The organism is Prevotella melaninogenica (genome assembly GCF_013267595.1).
GTDB lineage: Bacteria > Bacteroidota > Bacteroidia > Bacteroidales > Bacteroidaceae > Prevotella > Prevotella melaninogenica_D.
In genome coordinates, this window is record NZ_CP054011.1 from 518,807 (window position 1) to 539,832 (window position 21,026).

Genomic DNA, 21,026 nt, shown 5'->3' on the forward strand with positions numbered 1-21,026 from the left:
TGTCGTATTTGATAGACTTCGTATTATCGTCTTGTAAATCTGCCAATACATCGTTTGTAAAGTGGAGTTTGCAAAAAGTGGTGTGTTTTTCTGCTTAATTTGCACACGTTCTCAAATATTTTTGTATCTTTGCACACGTTTTGAAACATGTTTTCTTAGAGCAAGATTGAACAATTAAATTATAGCTATATAAAGTTTATGTATTTCACACTTTTTGTTACCGTTTTGATAACGGCCGCATTCTTGGTAGTAGCAGCTTATGCTATTGCTAAATGGATTGGTCCGCGTTCATATAATCCGGCGAAGGGTGAGCCTTATGAGTGTGGTATCCCGACTTACGGAACCTCTTGGTTGCCAGTGCATATCGGTTACTACTTCTTTGCCATTCTTTTCTTGATGTTTGACGTGGAAACCGTATTCCTTTATCCTTGGGCTGTTGTTGTAAAAACATTTGGACCTCTCGCACTTGCTACGATTGGTTTCTTTATGTTGGTATTAGTATTTGGTCTTGCGTATGCTTGGCGGAAAGGAGCACTTGAATGGAAATAAGAAAGCCAAAAATCAAGTCTCTTCCATACGATGAATGGAAAGACAATGACACGCTTAGCAAAATGGCAAGCGAATTGAACGATGGTGGAACAAACCTCGTTCTCGGTAACTTGGATCAACTTATCAACTGGGGGCGTAGTAACTCTCTCTGGTCACTTACCTTTGCAACATCATGTTGTGGTATTGAGTTTATGTCTGTTGGATGTGCGCGTTATGACTTCTCACGTTTCGGTTTTGAGGTAACACGTAACTCTCCACGTCAGGCTGACTTGATAATGTGTGCTGGTACTATCACAAACAAGATGGCTCCAGCTTTAAAGCGTTTGTATGACCAGATGGCTGAGCCTAAGTATGTAATTGCTGTTGGTGGTTGTGCTATCTCTGGTGGTCCATTCAAGGATAGTTATCATGTGATGCGTGGTATCGATGAGATTATCCCTGTGGATGTTTATATCCCAGGTTGCCCTCCACGTCCAGAGGCTATTATCTATGGTATGATGCAGCTTCAACGTAAGGTGAAGGTTGAGAAATTCTTTGGTGGTGTAAACCACAAGCAGTCTACTGAGGAGCGTGAGTTGGGCAAGAGTAATGCCGAACTTATCTTTAGTGAGAAGTTAGGTATCAACCCTGAAGAGATTAAGGAGAAGCGTGAAGCAGCTTGGAATGAAGCTAAAAATCCTGCTCCAAAGCCTGCACGTCCTGTTGTGAAGCCTACAGCTGCCGCTGTGAAACCAGCTGATGTTTCTGCTAAACCTGCAGAAGCTGCTACTACTTCTTCTGAGCCTGTTGCTCCAAAGAAAGATACGATTGTCGTTAACCAGCCAGTGACACAAGAAGATGTTGAGAAGTTGGGCAAGGAAATCGATCAGATTGATGCAACAAGTAAGGCTGCAGATGAGACAGCTACTAACAATTAATATATAAGGTACGCGAGAATGAAATTAGAAAATAAAGAATTCGGTTTTGATAGCTTTGCTTCAGAAATGGCAAAGCTGAAGAATGAGAAGCATTTCGATTACCTTGTAACTGTTGTCGGCGAAGACTTTGGTGCAGAGGAAGGTCTTGGATGTATTTATATTCTTGAGAATACAAATACACACGAGCGTTGTTCTGTAAAGCAGCTTGCAAAGAAGGTAGGAGAGGAGCATGTTATTCCTTCTGTCTACAATATTTGGGCTGATGCTGACTTGTTAGAGCGCGAGGTCTATGACTTCTATGGTGTTAAGTTCCTTGGTCACCCAGACATGCGTCGTCTCTACTTGAGAAACGACTTTAAGGGTTATCCACTCCGTAAGGATTATAACATGGATCCTGCTAAGAACATGTATACTACGGAGGATGATGTAGAACTTGATACAACTACAGAGTGGAATCTTAATAACAATGGTGAACTTGTTGGTACACAGCGTCCGCTGTTTACTGATGATAACTTCGTTGTGAATATTGGCCCTCAGCACCCTTCTACACACGGTGTGCTTCGTCTGCAGACGGTGTTAGATGGTGAGACGGTAACCAAGATCTATCCACACTTGGGTTATATTCATCGTGGTATCGAGAAACTGTGTGAACAGTTCACATATCCTCAGACCTTGGCATTGACTGATCGTATGAACTATTTGTCAGCAATGATGCACCGTCATGCGCTCGTTGGCGTTATTGAGGAAGGTATGGGCATTGAATTGTCAGAACGCATCCTCTACATCCGTACAATTATGGATGAGTTGCAGCGTATTGATAATCACCTCCTTTATACATCTTGTTGTGCTCAGGACTTGGGTGCACTCACTGCTTTCCTATATGGTATGCGAGATCGTGAGCATGTCTTGAACGTTATGGAGGAGACAACAGGTGGTCGTCTGATTCAGAACTACTATAGAATAGGTGGTTTGCAGGCTGATATTGATCCAGACTTTGTTTCAAATGTTAAGGAACTCTGCAAGTACCTACGTCCAATGGTTCAAGAGTATCTTGATGTCTTTGGTGATAATGTCATTACCCATGAGCGTTTCCGTAATGTTGGTGTTATGGATGAGCAGGATTGTATCAGCTATGGTGTGACTGGTCCTGCTGGTAGAGCAAGTGGTTGGAAGAATGATGTTCGTAAGAATCATCCATATGCTATGTATGATAAGGTTAACTTTGAGCAGATTACCTTGACTCATGGTGATTCTATGGATCGTTACTATTGCCATATTCAGGAGATTTATCAGAGTCTCAATATTATTGAGCAGTTGATTGACAATATTCCTGAGGGTGAGTTCTATATTAAGCAGAAGCCAATCATCAAGGTTCCTGAGGGACAGTGGTACTTTGCTGTTGAGGGTGCAAGTGGTGAGTTTGGTGCTTATCTGGATTCACGTGGTGACAAGACTGCATATCGTTTGAAGTTCCGTCCTATGGGTTTGACACTTGTTGGTGCTATGGATAAGATGTTGCGTGGTCAGAAGATTGCCGACTTGGTGACTACTGGTGCTGCGCTTGACTTCGTTATTCCAGATATTGACCGCTAACAAGGTTATCATTAAAGTAATCAATTAAGAATTAAAATCATACTATGTTCGATTTTAGAATAGTAACAACATGGTTCGATGAGTTACTCCGCGTCACTTGTGGCTTGAGTAATTTCTGGACCGTTCTGATTGAGTGCGTTGCGGTGGGACTGGCAATACTTCTTGCTTATGCTTTGCTTGCAATTGTGCTTATCTTTATGGAGCGTAAGGTCTGCGCCTACTTCCAGTGCCGTATTGGTCCTGTCAGAGTAGGATGGTGGGGTACCTTACAGGTCTTTGCTGACGTATTGAAGATGTTGATTAAGGAAATCTTTGCTGTTGATAAGGCTGATAAACTGCTTTATTACTTGGCGCCATTCCTTGTAATTATTGCATCTGTCGGTACATTCTCTTTCCTTCCTTGGAATAAGGGAGCTCATATCCTTGATTTCAATGTCGGTATTTTCCTTGTAACAGCCATTAGCTCTATTGGTGTTATTGGTGTGTTTATTGCAGGATGGGGTAGTAACAACAAGTATTCTGTTCTTTCTGCTATGCGTGGTGCCGTACAGATGATATCATACGAGTTGTCATTAGGTATCTGTTTGATTTCAGCAGTTATTCTGACTGGTACTATGCAGATCTCAGGTATTGTTGAAGCACAGACAGGTCCTTTGCAGTGGTTGATCGTACAGGGACATGTTCCTGCTACTTTGGCTTTCCTCGTATTCTGTGTTGCTGGTAATGCAGAGGCTAACCGTGGTCCATTTGACTTGGCAGAAGCTGAGAGTGAGTTGACTGCAGGTTACCATACAGAGTATAGTGGTATGGGATTTGGTTTTTATTACTTGGCAGAGTACCTTAATCTATTTGTTGTAGCAGGTATTGCAACTACTGTATTCTTAGGTGGTTGGGCTCCTTTGAACATTGGATTAGATGGCTTTGATGCTATTATGAATTATATTCCAGGTCTTGTTTGGTTCCTTGGTAAGACATTCACAGTAGTATTCTTGCTGATGTGGATTAAGTGGACATTCCCACGTCTCCGTATCGATCAGATTCTGAAATTAGAGTGGAAGTATCTTATGCCACTATCATTGGTTATCCTTGTGTTGATGACGGTGTGTGTTGCATTCGGTTGGACGATTCACTATTAATGGTTAAAGAGAATGGAAGATAAAAAACAATCATATTTTGGTGAGGTCGGGAGCGCACTCAAGACACTTGCTACGGGTATGAAGGTGACCATGAAGGAATACTTCACACCAAAGTCTACCGAGCAGTATCCTGAGAATCGCAAGACAACCCTTCACGTAGCCAAGCGTCACCGTGGCCGTTTGGTCTTCAAGCGTGACGAAGAAAAGAATCACAAGTGTACTGCTTGTACAATGTGTGAGAAGGCTTGTCCTAATGGTACTATCAAGATTCTTTCTGAGATGGTTACCAACGAAGAGACAGGTAAGAAGAAGAAACAGCTCGTTGATTATGAGTATGACTTAGGCGATTGCATGTTCTGTGAGTTGTGTGTTAATGCCTGCAACTTCGATGCAATTGAGTTTACGAATGATTTCGAGAATGCTGTCTTCGACCGTTCTAAGTTAATCCTTCACCTTGACAAGGAAGTATATGAAGGAGGTTCACTGCCAGGTCTTATCGACGGTGGTGCAGACTGGAAGGTAGGAACATTCAATACTAAAAAGAAATAAAGGTTTAGAGATATGGCAAGATTAATTATGTTTGCGGTTCTCGCCGTTATTATACTGGCTTCAGCCGTATTCTGCGTGTCGACGAAGCGTATCATGCGAGCTGCAACAGCATTGCTGTTTGTGCTCTTTGGCGTTGCAGGTCTCTACTTCCTGCTCGATTACACATTCCTTGGTGCTGCCCAAATCAGTATTTATGCTGGTGGTATCACAATGATGTACATTTTCGCTATTCAGTTAGTAAGTAAGCGTACATTGCAGGGTCTTTCTGAGCGTTGGTTAGGAAAGCGTACTTTCCTTGCAGCCTTCATTGCTTTAGTTGGTTTTGGTACAGTAATCCTTGTTCTGTTAAAGAATCAAGTTCTGCGTCACACTGTAGTGAACGGTGATTCTTTATCAAATGAAGTTACAATGGAAACCATCGGTCGTAATTTGATGACAGCCAATAAGTATGGTTATGTTCTCCCATTTGAGTTCATCTCTGTATTCCTTTTGGCTTGTATCATTGGTGGCTTAGTTATATTGAATAACAAAAAGAAGGAGGAAAGCAAATGATACCAGTAGGATATTTCTTTGTCCTTAGTGGACTATTGTTCTTTATCGGAGTGTTTGGTTTTGTAACCCGTCGCAACCTTGTTGCAATGCTTATCTCCGTAGAGTTAGTTCTCAATAGCGTAGATATTAACTTTGCTGCGTTCAACCGTCTACTTTTCCCTGATGGATATGAGGGTATGTTTTTTACGCTCTTCTCTATCGGTGTAAGTGCTGCTGAATCAGCTGTTGCACTCGCTATTATCATCAATGTTTACCGTCATTTCCACAGCGATCAGGTGAACAGTATTGAAAATATGAAATTATAAAGAGAAACAAATATGTTTGATTACGCATTTTTGATACTTCTTCTCCCGTTCCTAAGCGCTGTTGTGCTTGGCTTGTTCGGTATGAAGATGCCTCGCAAGGTCGCTGGTATAATCGGCACCTGTATGTTGGGAACACTATTTGTGCTTAGCCTCTACACTGCTTACCATTATTTCTTCTATACTGGTGAGTATACAGCTATGGGCGAGACCTTCAATGTAACTGATGGTCGTTTGGCAAATGGTACATACCCAACTGTTACAGTCTTCAACATTACATGGTTGAAGTTTACTGAACTTTTGACTTTTAACATTGGTTTCCGTCTTTCTCCAATCAGTGTGATGATGTTAATCGTCATTACGACTGTCAGCTTGATGGTTCACATCTATTCATTCGGTTATATGGCTGAACGTGATGAGAATTATAAGTTTGAGGAGTATGAGCACGGCTTCCAGCGTTTCTATGCCTACCTATCACTCTTTACGATGTCAATGCTTGGCCTTGTAGTGGCAACTAATATTTTCCAGATGTATCTCTTCTGGGAGTTGGTAGGTGTATGTTCATATCTGTTGATTGGATTCTATTATCCAAAGCATACTGCAGTTCATGCCAGCAAGAAGGCTTTTATTGTCACACGTTTTGCTGACTTGTTCTTCTTGATTGGTATTTTGTTCTTCAGCTTCTATGTTGGCACATTCAACTATGATCTTAATGTTAATCCAGGTCTTGCTGAGACACTGAATGGCTTGGCTAAGAACCCACATTTGACTTGGGTACTCCCAACAGCTCTTTTCTTGATGTTCATTGGTGGTGCAGGTAAGTCAGCAATGTTCCCATTGCATATCTGGTTGCCAGATGCTATGGAGGGCCCAACACCTGTATCTGCATTGATTCACGCAGCTACGATGGTTGTTGCTGGTGTATTCCAGGTTGCATCATTGTTACCAATCTATGTACAGTTTGGTGCACAGGAGCAACTCCATTGGATTGCTTGGATTGCAGCATTTACAGCCTTCTATGCAGCAGCAGTAGCTTGTGCTCAGCGTGATATTAAGCGTGGTTTGGCATTCTCTACTATCTCACAGATTGCTTATATGCTTGTTGCGCTTGGTGTTTGCTTCTATGAGAAGGAGCACGGTTCATTCTATAGTGCAGAATATCTCCACCATGGTGGTCTCGGCTATATGGCAGCAATGTTCCACCTCTTCACTCATGCAATGTTCAAGGCTCTGCTCTTCCTTTGCTCTGGTGCTATTATTGTTATCATTGGTAGCAACTTCAAGGAGTATATGGGTGGATTACACAAATACATGCCAATTACGAATATCTGTTTCTTGATTGGTTGCTTGGCAATTGCAGGTATTCCTCCATTTGCAGGTTTCTTCTCTAAGGATGAGATTATCTCAGCATGTAATGCACTTCCTGGTGTAGAAGGACAGGCTTTAAAGTGGATTATGACACTTGTAGCTGGTATGACAGCATTCTACATGTTCCGTCTCTACTACGTAATCTTCTGGGGTGAGTCTTACTATGAGCAGGACCCAGAGAACCGTCGTCGTCCACAGGAAGTTCCTTTCGTTATGTGGGGTCCATTGGTATTCCTCGCAATTATTTCTATCACTGCAGGTTGGATTCCATTTGGTCACTTTGTAAGTGCTAACGGTCTCAACTACGATATCCACCTTGATTGGAGCATCGCAACTACCAGTATTATTGCAGCAGTTATCGGTATCGCACTTGCAACTTGGATGTACATGGGCAAGAAGCAGCCTGTTGCTGATGCTTTGCAGCGTACATTCCCACGTTTGCACAAGGCTGCCCTCAACAGATTCTATATTGATAATGCATGGCAGTTCTTTACACACAAGATCGTATTCCGTTGCTTCTCTATTCCAATCGCATGGTTCGACCGCCACGTTATCGATGGTACGTTTAACTTCATGGCTTGGGGTACACAGGAGGCTGGTGAGTCTATCCGTTCATGGCAGAGTGGCGATGTTCGTCAGTATGCCGTATGGTTCATCACTGGTACTGTAGCATTAACATTAGTATTACTTTGCTTGATTTAAAGAAATGAGTTGGATATTAACTGTATTTGTAATTATCCCCGTCCTGATGCTTTTCGCTCTTTGGGTAGCGAAGAATGATAATCAGGTACGCGGTGTGATGGTAGCCGGCTCTACGGCACTTTTGGTAGGTGCAATCTGGCTGACTGTTTATTTCGTTCAACAGCGCAACGCAGGTAATCATGATGCGATGCTGTTGACAAACTCCGTAATGTGGTTTAAGCCTCTAAATATTGCCTTCTCGGTAGGTGTAGATGGTATCTCTGTCGTAATGATTCTGCTTTCTGCAATCATTGTCTTCACAGGTACTTTTGCCAGCTGGCAGCTTGAACCAATGAAGAAAGAATACTTCCTTTGGTTTGTACTCTTGTCTTCAGGTGTATTTGGCTTCTTTATCTCTACGGATATGTTCACCATGTTCATGTTCTATGAGGTTGCGCTGATTCCAATGTACCTCCTCATCGGTGTATGGGGTACTGGTCCTAAGGAGTATTCAGCAATGAAGCTTACCTTGATGTTGATGGGTGGTTCTGCTCTCTTAGTACTCGGTATCCTTGGTATCTACTACTTTAGTGGTGCTACCACAATGGATGTAATGGAGTTAGCACGTATGCATGCTATGCCTAAGAACATTCAGAACATCTTCTTCCCATTGGTGTTTATTGGTTTTGGTGTACTCGGTGCATTGTTCCCATTCCACACATGGTCTCCTGACGGTCACGCTTCAGCGCCTACAGCAGTATCAATGCTCCACGCTGGTGTATTGATGAAACTTGGTGGCTACGGTTGTTTGCGTATTGCAATGTTCCTTATGCCTGATGCATTGGAGATGTGGGCACCAGTATTCCTTGTGTTGACAACAATCTCTGTAGTATATGGTGCACTTTCAGCTTGTGTACAGACTGACTTGAAGTATATCAATGCTTATTCTTCAGTTTCACACTGTGGTATGGTACTCTTTGCTTTGGTTATGACCACGCAGACAGCTATCACAGGTGCAATCCTCCAGATGCTTTCACACGGTTTGATGACAGCCTTGTTCTTTGCATGTATCGGTATGATTTATCACCGTGCAGGAACACGTGATGTTCGTTACCTTGGTGGTCTTATGAAGGTTATTCCATTCTTGGCTGTATCTTATGTAGTAGCAGGTCTTGCTAACCTTGGTTTGCCAGGTTTCTCAGGCTTTGTTGCCGAGATGACAATCTTCGTAGGTTCATTTGAGAATACAGGTACATTCCATCGTGTAGCAACAATCATTGCTTGTACAGCAATTGTAATCACAGCTGTTTACATCTTACGAGTGGTAGGAAAGATTCTCTTCCAGAAAATTCCAAACAAGAAGTTCTATGAGTTACATGATGCTACATGGGACGAGCGATTCGCTATCGGCTGTCTAATCTTCTGCGTTGCAGGTTTAGGTCTCTGCCCACTCTTCTTTGAGAATATGATTATGGACGCAGTTCATCCTATCTTTGATCACATCTTCACATATATACCAAATTTGGGTAATCTTTAATAAACTGGCGAAATGAATTATAGTGATTTCTTTAAGATGATTCCGGAGGCAAGTCTCATTGCCATCCTGATTGTTTTGTTCGTTGCTGACTTTGCAACGGCAAAGACTGAAGAACGCAAGTGGTTCAATCCGCTGGCTTCTGTACTCTTGCTTTTGAACACCTTCGTGTGTCTTTATCCTATGGGCACACAGAGTCTGTTCGGTGGTATGTATGAAACAACACCTGCTGTTGATGTGATGAAGGCTATCCTCTCTATGGGTACCTTTATTGTTGTCGTTCAGAGTCGTGTTTGGGCTGCAAAGAGCGGTAAGGAAGCTGAGTTCTATATGCTTATCGTTTCAACATTGCTCGGTATGTTTACCATGATGAGCGCAGGCAACTTCCTGATGTTCTTCCTTGGTCTTGAAATGGCATCTGTACCTTTGTCATGTACTGTTGCCTTCGATATGTATCGTAAGAACTCTGCAGAGGGTGCAGCTAAGTTTATCTTGACAGCAACCTTCTCAAGTGGTGTAATGCTCTATGGTATCAGCTTCCTCTATGGTCAGTTTGGTACTCTCTACTTCGATGATATCGCTACAAAGATGCAGGCAACCCCATTGGTAATCATGGGGCTTGTGTTCTTCTTCAGTGGTCTTGGCTTCAAGATTTCTCTTGTTCCATTCCACTTCTGGACAGCTGATACCTATCAAGGCGCACCAACAACTGTTACTGGTTATTTGAGCGTAATCTCAAAGGGTGCTGCAGCCTTCACATTGTTGAGTATTCTCTTCCATGTCTTTGATGGCATGATGGAGTATTGGCACGTGTTGCTGATGATTGTAGTTGTTCTTTCAATAACCATCGCCAACCTTTTTGCTGTACGTCAGAATGAGTTGAAGCGTTTCATGGCTTTCAGTTCAATCTCTCAGGCTGGTTATATTATGTTGGCAGCTATTGGTAATAATTGGGCAAATTCAGTTGCTGCACTTAGTTACTACGTTCTGATTTATGTTGTTGCTAACATGGCAGTCTTCACAATTATCTCTGTTGTAGAACAGAATAATGGTGGTAAGACCAATATTGATGATTACAATGGTTTCTATCAGACTAATCCACGTCTGAGCTTCTTGATGACCTTAGCGATGTTCTCACTCGGTGGTATTCCTCCGTTTGCAGGTATGTTCTCTAAGTTCTTCATCTTCATGTCAGGTGTTAATGGTGCTGACATCAACACCACAATGGGAGCATGGGCTTACGGAGTTGTATTCATCGCTTTGCTCAACACTGTTATCTCACTCTACTACTATCTTAAGATTGTAAAGGCTATGTATATTGTTCGTACAGACAATCCATTGCCAACCTTCAAGAGTGACTGTAACACTAAGTTCGCTTTGGCTATCTGCATGGCAGGTATCCTCCTCTTCGGTGTTTGCAGCTTTGTATATGAGTGGATTGCAGCAGCAGTTTAATAGGCTACAGACTTATTAAATAAGTATATAAATCGCCCAAGGGTTTCAATAAATCCTTGGGCGATTTTTGCTGATTATAGGTTTTAATGAGATGAGATATAATACCGCTTTTTGTATCAGTTAGTCATTAATCTCTTATTATATGATGATTATAATGCCCTTTCCCTCTCATCTTTTTCTGATGTATTATCCCAAATCGCTCATTAGATCCTAAACATATTTTGTTTTATTATCGAGTAGATTGTTTGACTTTGTAATGCAGGCGTAGCGGGCTACGTCAAGTTATAAAGACAGACAAGATGCCGATAAGAAAATAAAAGATCTTAGGAAACAATACCATAGTAATAAGAATTATACATATTGTGGTCTGATAACCGATTTGGGATTATTATTTAGCACATATCGTGTTTGTGCCCAGCACGTGTTGTGCTGATAGTAAACACAAATGGTGCTGAGTGCAAATTAGCTTGCAATAGGTTATCAATTGCTCGCAATAATGTTTACATTAATATAGTCTTATAAGCTTCAAAAAAGTAATATTGCTGTCCGATAAAACCTCTACATGCTGCAATACTCTCTCTCAATCCTGCTGAAATAGGCATGATTAGTTCTAATTTCAAATTCCAAGCCCCCCTAGAATAATGACAACTCTTCTGGTGGGGCTTTTACCTGGGTAATCAATCTATCCCAGTCTCTATGTGGCTGCTCAAAGAATCTTTGTATTGAGACATAACTCATAAGTAGAATTCTTATCATTGTTGCCAAGCCTGAGAAGCTCCAAGGTCTCTTTATTTTGTTCTTTATTAGTGTTATAAGCAGATTGGCTATAAGCGTAATCCATATTTGTATTTTTATAGTATTCGCACTCTCTCCATAGAAGTATCTTAGCGGGAAATTCTGTTTTATTTGTTTAAATAAGGTTTCTATTTGCCATCGTCTCTTATAGATAGCTATAATATCTTCTGTCGACATCTGAGAATCATTGGTCAGCAGAGATATTAATCTGATTTTCCCTTTCTTAGTCTTATCCTGATATGTGATTTTTCTTGCTTTATGGTAGATATCTTTTTCCTTTGTATGCTTATGAAAGATAATGGTTTCTACACGTACAGCTCCATAATCTGTTGTCATCTCATAATCTGTATCAGCAATTCTTTCAAAGCTAAGATTACTTTTCATCTTAGTTACATATATAACGCCTCTTTGCGTGAGTTCAGAGAACTTTTCATAGTTTATATAGGCTCTGTCAAAAGCAATCAGTTCCTCATTGGCGTATCGTTCTGGGATAAGTGCAAATTGATCATGACTAGCTGCAGATGTGAACTTGATATCGCTTGGAACATTCTCATTGGCAAATATCTCTGTATGTACTTTTATTCCACCCTTTTTCTTACCAGTTTTGGGATTACGTCCTACTCCTTTAAAGACCAGGTTAGAAAACAGACTTATTGTCGTAGAATCTATTATCTTTAGATTCTTCAGCCATTTGGGCTGTCCACAATTTCGGCTGTCCGAGTAAAGTTCATGGCGGTATTTCTCATATAAGTTCATATAGATTGAACCGAATATCTCGGAATCTCGACGTTTGTTTGCATCTGACAAGGTACTTCGATAAGGAAAATGCTTTAAACCAAGATGATTAAAGCGATTAACATTAGCAAAGAGAGAGGCCTTTATCTCACGCAGAGAGTCTAAACGCATCATTACTGCATAAAGCATGACGACAAGATGATGCCATGCATCAAACTTCTTTATATAGTGTTCACCTCCCTGAGCTTGGCTCAGAGATGCAAGTTCCAAAACGAAGTGCAATAAAAGAGTGTCCCTCTCCGAGCAGATGTACGACACCGCGAACCAGCATATCTATGACATGTTGAGCGGCGGAAAGAGCCTTGCCAAACAGCAAATTACAGAACGAATGGCTGAAAAAGGCTTACCTTCGGACACTGTTTTTATGAACCTTTTTTGGAGAATGCCGAATGCGAGGCACTCATTTGCAGCGGCCCTGAAGTGGGAAACGCACATACCTACATGCTCTTAGACGAGCGAGTAGCCCCTATACCCTTACCCACAAAAGACGAGGCGTTGAGCATATTGGCACGCAATTACTTTAGAAGTCATGCCCCAGCAACGTTAGACGACTTTTGTTGGTGATCGGGATTGTCAGTGAAAGAGGCGCGATTGGGCGTTGAAATTATTGAAAAAGAGTTTCAAAAGGTCGTTTTCAACGATAAAACTTATCTGCTGCACGAATCTTCTTCAATCGACATCAAAGAGAAAGAAAGATTTATCTTTCTGTCTGCTTACGACGAATACATCATTGCCTACAAGTATCGCGGCGATGTTTTGCAAGCTTCTCACAACAGCAAAGCATTTACTAACGGTGTTTTCTTTCCCCTTATCCTACAAAATGGTAGGGCGACGGGTAATTGGAAAATGACTTTGACACGCCGAAACATCTCCATCAACACGTCTTACTTTGATAACAACGCCCCCAACAAATTTGTCTGCGGCTGAAGAAAAAGCCCGTTTGCAACTTATTTCGTTCCATAACTAACGGTAAAGATACCGAAGTTATCGAGTTTCATGCCATATTTGGTTAAGCCATAAAAGGCGAAAAGACTGTCTAGTTCGCGTTGCGAACGCCGCCGCATAATCCAATCACGCTCTTGATGGTTGTTTAATACGAAAGCAATCATTTTTAACTGAGGGTGCCAAGGCTGACCAGTATAGACCAAAAAGCCGCCCGGTTGCAGTGCGGATAAAGCACCAGAGATGGCCTTACAAACAAGCTCGTTATCACCAAACAGCTCAAATATACCAGAAATAATAACAATATTAGGTTCAAAATTCAGCTGTCGATATGAGTCTTTATTAAAACAATCAAGACGAGTAAACCGTATATTTTGAAGTCCTTGCTGTTGTATCTGTGCCTCGCCGAAAGCAATATTTGCTTCCGAAAAGTCGTTTATAACCACTTCTATTTCCGGAAACTTGCGTTTGATGTCGAACAAATAATTACCCGTCCCACCGGCAATATCGAGTATTTTCACGGGTTCATTGCGCTGTTTAAACGTTTCAATACGCTCTTCTACGGCTGCGATGAGATGCTCTCGTCGTATTCTTACTCCTCGCCAACCAATGGCGTTAAGATAGCCTTTGTCTATCCATCGCCCAATTGGTCCGCATCCCTGTGCTTGGTTGCGATAAACATAATCCAGAGACATACCCGAATCAAAACCATATTTTAGTCCCACACGCATTCCTTTACTAAGAAATCCCAAGTGATGGAGCATCCATTTCTGCATCCGAAAGCCCCAACGTTCAATTCGGGGAAGCATATTCAAAGTCATTTTGTTATACTCGTCAACTGTAAATTTATCAGGCATACAGGTCGCCGGCGGTTGTTCGAGTGAGAAACAGCGGTTAATAAACTCAGCAATAGGATTGTAAACCTGCTCACGTTGCGTTTCAAACAATAGCCCGTGATAAAACCCTTTAAGCTTGACAAACCGCTTTTGGGTGGAGCTGATGTCAACAAAAAACCGCTTTTGCATATCGTCTTTCACCACGTAGTCTTTACCGGCAGAGAGCAATAGCGTCGGTATGGTTATGGCAGCAGCATCTTCTACTATACGCTTTCCTGCTTTCAGCAAATCCAAGAGATAGTGCGCATCAATTTCTCTAGTAATTAGCGGGTCGGTGTCGTACGCCTTTTGCTGTTCCACATCATGTGTCAACACCTTCGATTTTACATAACTGGGCACTGTTAGGTGTTTGAAGAGCCGCGCTGCCAACGCAATTCCCGTCTTTGCAAAAGGCACATATAACTTAATGGTAAACGCAGGAGCAAGAAGTGCCATACCAGCAATACGGGGCGCAAAGTCGTGACACCACGCCGAAACAATTACACCTGCAATGCTGTTAGCCACCACAAAGATGTCTCTCTCAACAATTCCATACTGCTCATAGAGGTATTTTACGAAAGCATCCAAGTCGCGTACATAGTCCATAAAATGGGGCGAAACGGATTGCGAAGTATGCCCCAGTCCACGCATATCAAAGCCAAAGATGTTGAAATGCACAAATTGCTCGTTCTCGGCAAAGGCTTGCAAACGTCCCGAATGTTCGTGCCCGCGATGCAATATCACAATGGTTTTCTGCGAAGGGTTGTAATTCCACACCCTATAAAAAATATCTGCGTTGTCAAAACTCTTAAATGTTCCTGTTTCCATTTTTATCTTTGGTTAAATTTTTACTTATCATTAACTGCACCGTTTCACCTATTCGGCGACTCCGAAAACGGCCCATTGCACAATGAATATATAGCTTTCGAGGCACATCTTCGGCTTTCATCTTCTCTAAAACCGTATTTACAATACGCTCCTCACAGGCTTTGGGGATAGTGGCAATATCCAAAAGCGGAAAGCAATGGTAATCTGCCGATGTGCGAAAGTAGGCGTTTTCGGGTAATTCGGCTGAAAGGTCGAACACCGAAACCTCTCCCAACATGGCGAATTTCCGAGCAGAACGGCATGAAAGCAAGCCTCCAACGAAGATGTTGGGTGCAATTTCTACAGGTGCCTGACGAGAAAACACCCACAATATGCGATACACTGCGATATAGGGAAAATAGAAAATATAACGCAAAAAACCGATGCAACCGTGGTCGTCTTTAAGAAAATGTCGATTAGAGCGATAATAAGCACGGCCCAATAAAAGCAAGACGAGTATGCCCCACAATAAAAAAATACTTCCTAAAACCGAATGTTCGATGGCAAACAATAACGCCGTCAACCCCACAGCGGCAACAAAAAAGTAAACCGTTGCTATTTGTTGGTTGCGCTTTTTACGGTAAGGAAACATCCATAACGTCAGAAAACCTGCCATCAAACCGGTAGTAATATCGATGAAATGGTGCTGATACACCAAAAGGGTAGACAGCATTAACAACACCAACCACATTCTCAGTAAGTTTCTGAACCTGCTATTTCGCACCCCACTCCAAAAGATGCAGGCATAACCTATATGTAAAGACGGGACCTGATTAAAAGGTGTATCGTACGTATTGATGAAAGAAAACAAGATATGGGCTGTTTCCGGACGTACAAAACTTTGTTTTAACGGAAAGATAATAAAACAAATTCCCGATAAAACGGTTATAAAAACGATGCGTTTACTTAATGTCGACAGCTGCCGAAAAGTATTGCAGAGGAAGAAAACCCATATAAAAAACACCACACTACTGCTATAAAAATAGATGGCAAAAGGTACAAACGGTATGGCTTTTTCAAACGAAAAGCAAAGCGAAGACACCTCTTTAAGCGATGCCGCATAGCTTGCAGCAAAAGTATAAACAGCATAGAATACACCCCAACAAATAACAAGGGCGATGTATTTGCTTACTTGCAAGCATTTGTTATCTATACCGCAACGCTGCATCAAACCGTTTGGCAAGGGCCGCTTACACGTCCATACAGTTTTGTTGTTTATTTGGGAATGCTCCATAATGTCTTTCGGTGCATAAAAGCCGATAACAAACAAGTGGGTAAAAGCGAAAGAAAAGCGATGGAAAGGCGCATTTTTGGCGGAAACACCACCTGTTCTTTGCGCTGCGCTATGGCTTTTGTCATTGTTTCAACAGCCCGATTTAAGGGCATGCAGAACGGACATTTGGAAAGGTTATTACGGTATATCTCTCTCAATCGTGGCGTGTCTATGTAGCCCGGAACAAGTGTTGTAACCGTTATTTGATAGTCGGCAAAACTTCGGCGATAAGCATCGGCTATCTGTATCAATGCTCTTTTGCACTTGGCATATACGCTTGCGCACGGATAATGCAACAATCCTGCCACCGAAGCAATCACTACCAAATGTCCGCCGGATGCATTCATTGCTTCTCGTGCCACTTCCATCGCATTCAATGCACCCGCGATATTAACCTTCAACATTTGTGAAGTCTGCTCAAAATCCACTTCTTCAGTAACGCCGTTACGGTAATATCCAGCAGCAACAATCATCATGTCCAACCCCTTATCGGCACAAAACACTTCTACGGCAACGGTTAATGCGTCCTTATCACACACATCCAGCTGGTATGCAAGCAACAGTTTGTTAACCTCATCACTCCTGTCTATTCGTGCCGTATTTCGTCCGCACACCCCCACCCGATGGCCTTTGGCAGCATAAAACCGCGCCAAGGCCAAGCCGATACCCGATGTTCCGCCCGTAATAAAGATGTTCATACCTGTTTGTTTTTAAAATGTTGGGCAACCCTATCGTATCCGTATTGCCATTGAAAGTTCATATCTTTTACAAACTGAGCATAGGTTTTGGGCAGTTTCAGTTCTACCTGGAGCTTCAGAAGATTGATGTTTTTTTCGATGTAATGGCCCGAAAGTGCCTGGTTCATGTCGGCCGTGTCTACCCAATAGTTCACCGAATGCGTCATCACTTCTTGCAATCGGCGGTTTCCACTATATCCAAATACGGCTCTAATAAGTGCCTCGTCGATGGTGCCAAACCCCTTTTTCTTCTCAAAGATAATTGTTTCGCCAAGTTGTTCGGCCAGTTCTATGGGCATCAAATCAATAATTCCGCCCGCAAAATAGGCACCTTTGTAATGCACGGGCTGAACGTAGAACATATCCGAAACAGATATTCGGGTGGCAATGGGTAAGGGAACATCTTGAAACAGCTCAACTTGCGAGTCGATGGCACTACCCTCATAGCTTTTAAAATTGCAGTTAACAGCCAGCAAATCGATGTTTCTAGCTGTCTCGGCATCGGTAAAAAGCACCTTCCGATAAAGTTTTCTTCCGTTTCTTTCTTTACCGATGTCAGCCCTGTCAAACAACAATCGGGCACCTACTACGATGGTGGGAAGGGTTGGTCGAACAGCCAACGAGGGCAAAAGCGGGCGTATGTCGGTGGGCATGTCTACGATAAATTTATCGAAAATATTTTCTATATAAGGAGCATAGAATGTGTTTCGCACCTTGCGCTGGCAATAGACACCTATCTTATACAGCATTTTGAAACGTGTCATTCGGGTGTTTTGCACAAAGCGATACAGCTCTTCCGACTGTATAAAGGCCTTTCGCTGCTCGTCGGTAGCAAACGAGTTGATGATGTTGGCAGCGATACTGCCACCGCAAGCGGCAATCAGCAGGTCGGGCTTTACACCATAATGTTGCATCGCCGCATACATGCCGAGATACAAAGCATAACGTGTACCACCGCCAGAAAAAACCGCAACCGTTGGATAAGGTTTCTTTTTCATACTCCACTGCTTATCAATACCATCGGTTTACTCAGGCGTTTGCGAATTCCTGGTTACTTTTAACGTCTTCTTTATCCTAATCCACGTGCTGAGTACAAGCAACAAATCGATAACCCCAAAGATGTAAACGGAATATCCTGAAAGGTTTATACCAAACAAACAGACCACCCCGTAGAGGCCGAGAACGAAAGCACGGTCGCTCTTGCCCATCGGACCATCATACCGTCGTTCTGCCGACAGCACCTTTCCCATCACTCCTGCGTATTCATTAATAATGCTGAGGGCAATGAAAGCCACAATAAAATAAAGACTTTCGGGATGATACTTCAACAGCGGAAAATAAATAATGGTGTCCGAAACGACATCACCCACTTCGTTTAACAGCTCTCCCTTTCGGGTTATTTGATTGTAACGACGAGCCATCATGCCGTCTAAGGCATTCAGGGCCATACGTATCAGCAGTCCCACAGGCAGGCAAAGGTAGAGCCATGTACCCACATCGCCCGCAAACCAAAACAAAATGCCGATGACAAGTGAGAGGACACAAGCCCACAAGGTGATTTGGTTGGCAGTAACTTTTGCACGATGCAACAACTCTAAAATAGGCGTTAACACCCGTTGAAACTGCGGTTTGATGGAATAGACAGATATCATAAGTACTTTGTTTTACATGAACATTCTTAATTCCGCAACACTATTATAAATTAAACTTTTTAAGTACCAGAGCAACAAAAAGTTGCTCAGGATTTTGCCATGTCAGAGTTTTCACTTATCTTAGTGTTGCAAAAAAACAAGAGAATCCGACGATGGACATGGCAAAGATACAAATTAAATCTGAGAGACTCACTCCTTTTGGGGTGTTATTTTCAATCATGGAGCAATTTGACTCCACACATTATCATCTGTAATCGACTCAACCCTCGGTCTAAGGTGTAGATCGTTCGGTTATCAGTACAGCGAAATCATTCGTTCTCTCATGAGTATCTACTTCTGTGGCGGATCATGTACCCCAGGATGTCACTACTCATTTGATGAACCACCTCTCGCTTCATCTGACACTTCGCACTTGTAGCTCTGATACTATCCTCAGAGCGATAAAGGAGTTGACGCAAGAAAACATTTCATACACATCAGATATGGGCAAGACCTACGATTTCAATACGGCTGACACTCTCAATACTTTATTGCTCAATTGTATATTTGCATCTGGCCAACTGAAAGGGAGTGAGATGTATGATGTTGATTTCGACCATCAGATCATAGAGATAGAGAAGTATGATGCAAAGCCTACATACAAGAAGTTCTTTGGTTATCGCCCTGGCGTGTCGGTTATTGGTGATTTGATAGTCGGTATAGAGAATAGCAATGGTAACACAAATGTTCGTTTCCATCAGAAGAACACGCAGAAGAGGTTCTTTGAGAGATTTGAACAGAATGGGCTCATTATCAATCGCTTCAGAACTGATTGTGGAGCATGCTCCAAGGAAATCGTGGAGGAAATAGAAAAACACAGCAAGTCCTTCTATATCCGTGCTAACCGCTGCAGTTCGATCTACAATGACACCTTTGCTCTCAAAGGCTGGAAAACAGAGGAAATCAATAGCATTGAGTTTGAATTGAACTCTATCCTTGTTGAGAAGTGGAAGGGTAAAGCATACCGACTTGTGATTCAAAGACAGAAACGGATGGATGGTATGCAGGATTTTTGGGAATTATTGCTGTCCGATAAAACCTCCATATACTGCAATATCCTCTCTCAATCCTGCTGAAATAGGCATGATTAGTTCTAATTTCAAATTCCAAGCCCCCTAGAATAATGACAACTCTTCTGGTGGGGCTTTTACTTGGGTAATCAATCTATCCCAGTCTCTATGTGGCTGCTCAAAGAAACTTTGTATTGCGACATAACTCATAAGTAAAATTCTTATCATTGTTGCCAAGCCTGAGAAGCTCCAAGGTCTCTTTATTTTGTTCTTCACTAGGGTTATAAGCAGATTGGCTATAAGCGTAATCCATATTTGTATTTTTATAGCATTCGCACTCTCTCCATAGAAGTATCTTAGCGGGAAATTCTGTTTTATTTGTTTAAATAAGGTTTCTATTTGCCATCGTCTCTTATAGATAGCTATAATATCTTCTGCCGACATCTGAAAATCATTGGTCAGCAGTGATATGAATCTGATTTTCCCTTTCTTGGTCTTATCCTGATATGTGATTTTTCTTGCTTTATGGTAAATATCTTTTTCCTTTGTATGCTTATGGAAGAGAATGGTTTCTACGCGTACAACTCCATAATCTGTAGTCATCTGGTAATCCGTATCAGCAATCCTTTCAAAGCTAAGATTATTTTTCATCTTAGTTACATATATAACGCCTCTTTGAGTCAGTTCAGAGAACTTTTCATAGTTTATATAGGCTCTGTCAAAAGCAATCAGTTCCTCATTGGCGTATCGTTCTGGGATAAGTGCAAATTGATCATGACTAGCTGCAGATGTGAACTTGATATCGCTTGGAACATTCTCATTGGCAAATATCTCTGTATGTACTTTTATTCCACCCTTCTTCTTACCAGTTTTGGGATTACGTCCTACTCCTTTAAAGACCAGGTTAGAAAACAGACTGATTGTCGTAGAATCTATTATCTTTAGATTCTTCAGCCATTTGGGCTGTCCACAATTTCGGCTGTCCGAGTAAAGTTCATGGCGATATTTCTCATATAAGTTCATATAGATCGAACCGAATATCTCGGAATCTCGGCGTTTGTTTGCATCTGACAAGGTACTTCGACAAGGAAAATGCTTTAAACCAAGATGATTAAAGCGATTAACATTAGCAAAGAGAGAGGCCTTTATCTCACGCAGAGAGTCTAAACGCATCATTACTGCATAAAGCATGACGACAAGATGATGCCATGCATCAAACTTCTTTATATAGTGTTCACCTCCCTGAGCTTGGCTCAGAGAGAGAATTTTATCACGATTAAAATAGTTTAACAGTTGAACATATAGTGGCTGTCCGATAAAATGTGTACTTTTGTTCATCTTATTTCATTGTTTTATTTTGACAACTACAAAGGAAATAAGAAGGGCTGAATGTGCAAAACAATCA

The 21,026-nt window shown here is 41.9% G+C and carries 18 protein-coding genes and 1 pseudogene; 12 read left to right on the forward strand and 7 right to left on the reverse strand.

What is annotated here, in order from left to right; genetic code table 11:
* Window positions 1–198: 198 nt before the first annotated feature.
* Genes FIU21_RS07385 through FIU21_RS07430 form a run of 10 tightly spaced genes read left to right on the forward strand, consistent with a single transcriptional unit; the run spans window position 199 to window position 10,636 of the window.
* Entirely contained in the window at window positions 199–549 is a 351-nt protein-coding gene (locus FIU21_RS07385) for an NADH-quinone oxidoreductase subunit A (RefSeq protein ID WP_004360902.1), read from the forward strand.
* Window positions 540–1,466, forward strand: coding sequence for an NADH-quinone oxidoreductase subunit B (locus FIU21_RS07390; RefSeq protein ID WP_004360903.1), 927 nt, complete (start codon window positions 540–542; stop codon window positions 1,464–1,466). The genes FIU21_RS07385 and FIU21_RS07390 overlap by 10 nt, the downstream gene beginning before the upstream one ends.
* 18 nt (window positions 1,467–1,484) lie before the next feature.
* Entirely contained in the window at window positions 1,485–3,059 is a 1,575-nt protein-coding gene (locus FIU21_RS07395) for an NADH-quinone oxidoreductase subunit D-related protein (protein WP_004360904.1), read from the forward strand.
* Window positions 3,060–3,103: 44 nt separating this feature from the next.
* Window positions 3,104–4,195, forward strand: a complete 1,092-nt coding sequence (nuoH, locus tag FIU21_RS07400; protein WP_004360905.1) for an NADH-quinone oxidoreductase subunit NuoH — start codon at window positions 3,104–3,106, stop codon at window positions 4,193–4,195.
* 12 nt (window positions 4,196–4,207) lie between these two features.
* A complete protein-coding gene (locus FIU21_RS07405; RefSeq protein ID WP_004360906.1) occupies window positions 4,208–4,744 on the forward strand; it encodes a 4Fe-4S dicluster domain-containing protein in 537 nt (178 codons plus the stop codon).
* Window positions 4,745–4,756: 12 nt separating this feature from the next.
* On the forward strand, window positions 4,757–5,296 hold the full coding sequence (locus FIU21_RS07410) for an NADH-quinone oxidoreductase subunit J family protein (protein WP_036886648.1): 540 nt from the start codon (window positions 4,757–4,759) through the stop codon (window positions 5,294–5,296).
* Window positions 5,293–5,601, forward strand: a complete 309-nt coding sequence (gene nuoK, locus FIU21_RS07415; protein WP_004360908.1) for an NADH-quinone oxidoreductase subunit NuoK — start codon at window positions 5,293–5,295, stop codon at window positions 5,599–5,601. Before FIU21_RS07410 ends, nuoK begins: the two co-directional genes overlap by 4 nt.
* Before the next feature lie 12 nt (window positions 5,602–5,613).
* Window positions 5,614–7,668 carry an NADH-quinone oxidoreductase subunit 5 family protein gene (locus tag FIU21_RS07420; protein ID WP_036886649.1) on the forward strand — a complete coding sequence of 685 codons (2,055 nt, stop codon included), beginning with the start codon at window positions 5,614–5,616 and terminating at the stop codon, window positions 7,666–7,668.
* Window positions 7,669–7,672: 4 nt separating this feature from the next.
* Entirely contained in the window at window positions 7,673–9,184 is a 1,512-nt protein-coding gene (locus FIU21_RS07425; RefSeq protein ID WP_036886650.1) for a complex I subunit 4 family protein, read from the forward strand.
* Between the two features lie 12 nt (window positions 9,185–9,196).
* Complete coding sequence (locus FIU21_RS07430; RefSeq protein ID WP_004360914.1) at window positions 9,197–10,636, forward strand: NADH-quinone oxidoreductase subunit N; 1,440 nt, start codon at window positions 9,197–9,199, stop codon at window positions 10,634–10,636.
* A 633-nt stretch (window positions 10,637–11,269) separates the two neighbouring features.
* Here the strand turns inward: FIU21_RS07430 and FIU21_RS07435 are convergent.
* Entirely contained in the window at window positions 11,270–12,436 is a 1,167-nt protein-coding gene (locus FIU21_RS07435; RefSeq protein ID WP_254361451.1) for an IS4 family transposase, read from the reverse strand.
* 366 nt (window positions 12,437–12,802) lie between these two features.
* On the opposite strand from FIU21_RS07435, the gene FIU21_RS07440 reads away from it, so the two are divergent.
* Window positions 12,803–13,153, forward strand: coding sequence for a DNA glycosylase AlkZ-like family protein (locus FIU21_RS07440; RefSeq protein ID WP_496109403.1), 351 nt, complete (start codon window positions 12,803–12,805; stop codon window positions 13,151–13,153).
* Window positions 13,154–13,173: 20 nt separating this feature from the next.
* On the opposite strand, the gene FIU21_RS07445 is transcribed toward FIU21_RS07440, so the two are convergent.
* The 5 genes from FIU21_RS07445 to FIU21_RS07465 are packed head-to-tail and all read right to left on the reverse strand — an operon-like array spanning window position 13,174 to window position 18,572.
* A complete protein-coding gene (locus tag FIU21_RS07445) occupies window positions 13,174–14,871 on the reverse strand; it encodes a bifunctional alpha/beta hydrolase/class I SAM-dependent methyltransferase (RefSeq protein WP_004360920.1) in 1,698 nt (565 codons plus the stop codon).
* Window positions 14,852–16,144, reverse strand: coding sequence for a phosphatase (locus tag FIU21_RS07450; RefSeq protein WP_036886654.1), 1,293 nt, complete (start codon window positions 16,142–16,144; stop codon window positions 14,852–14,854). Before FIU21_RS07450 ends, FIU21_RS07445 begins: the two co-directional genes overlap by 20 nt.
* Complete coding sequence (locus FIU21_RS07455) at window positions 16,126–16,881, reverse strand: SDR family NAD(P)-dependent oxidoreductase (protein ID WP_004360923.1); 756 nt, start codon at window positions 16,879–16,881, stop codon at window positions 16,126–16,128. Before FIU21_RS07455 ends, FIU21_RS07450 begins: the two co-directional genes overlap by 19 nt.
* Window positions 16,878–17,918, reverse strand: a complete 1,041-nt coding sequence (locus FIU21_RS07460) for a patatin-like phospholipase family protein (protein WP_004360925.1) — start codon at window positions 17,916–17,918, stop codon at window positions 16,878–16,880. The genes FIU21_RS07455 and FIU21_RS07460 overlap by 4 nt, the downstream gene beginning before the upstream one ends.
* Window positions 17,919–17,945: 27 nt before the next feature.
* The gene (locus FIU21_RS07465; RefSeq protein ID WP_004360929.1) at window positions 17,946–18,572 is read right to left on the reverse strand and encodes a CDP-alcohol phosphatidyltransferase family protein; all 627 of its coding nucleotides are present in this window, start codon (window positions 18,570–18,572) and stop codon (window positions 17,946–17,948) included.
* Between the two features lie 158 nt (window positions 18,573–18,730).
* Here FIU21_RS07465 and FIU21_RS07470 point away from each other — a divergent pair.
* Window positions 18,731–19,630: pseudogene (locus tag FIU21_RS07470) on the forward strand (IS1380 family transposase); the annotation flags it as partial.
* A gap of 96 nt (window positions 19,631–19,726) precedes the next feature.
* Here FIU21_RS07470 and FIU21_RS07475 read toward each other — a convergent pair.
* Window positions 19,727–20,959, reverse strand: a complete 1,233-nt coding sequence (locus FIU21_RS07475; protein ID WP_172891309.1) for an IS4 family transposase — start codon at window positions 20,957–20,959, stop codon at window positions 19,727–19,729.
* Window positions 20,960–21,026 lie beyond the last annotated feature (67 nt).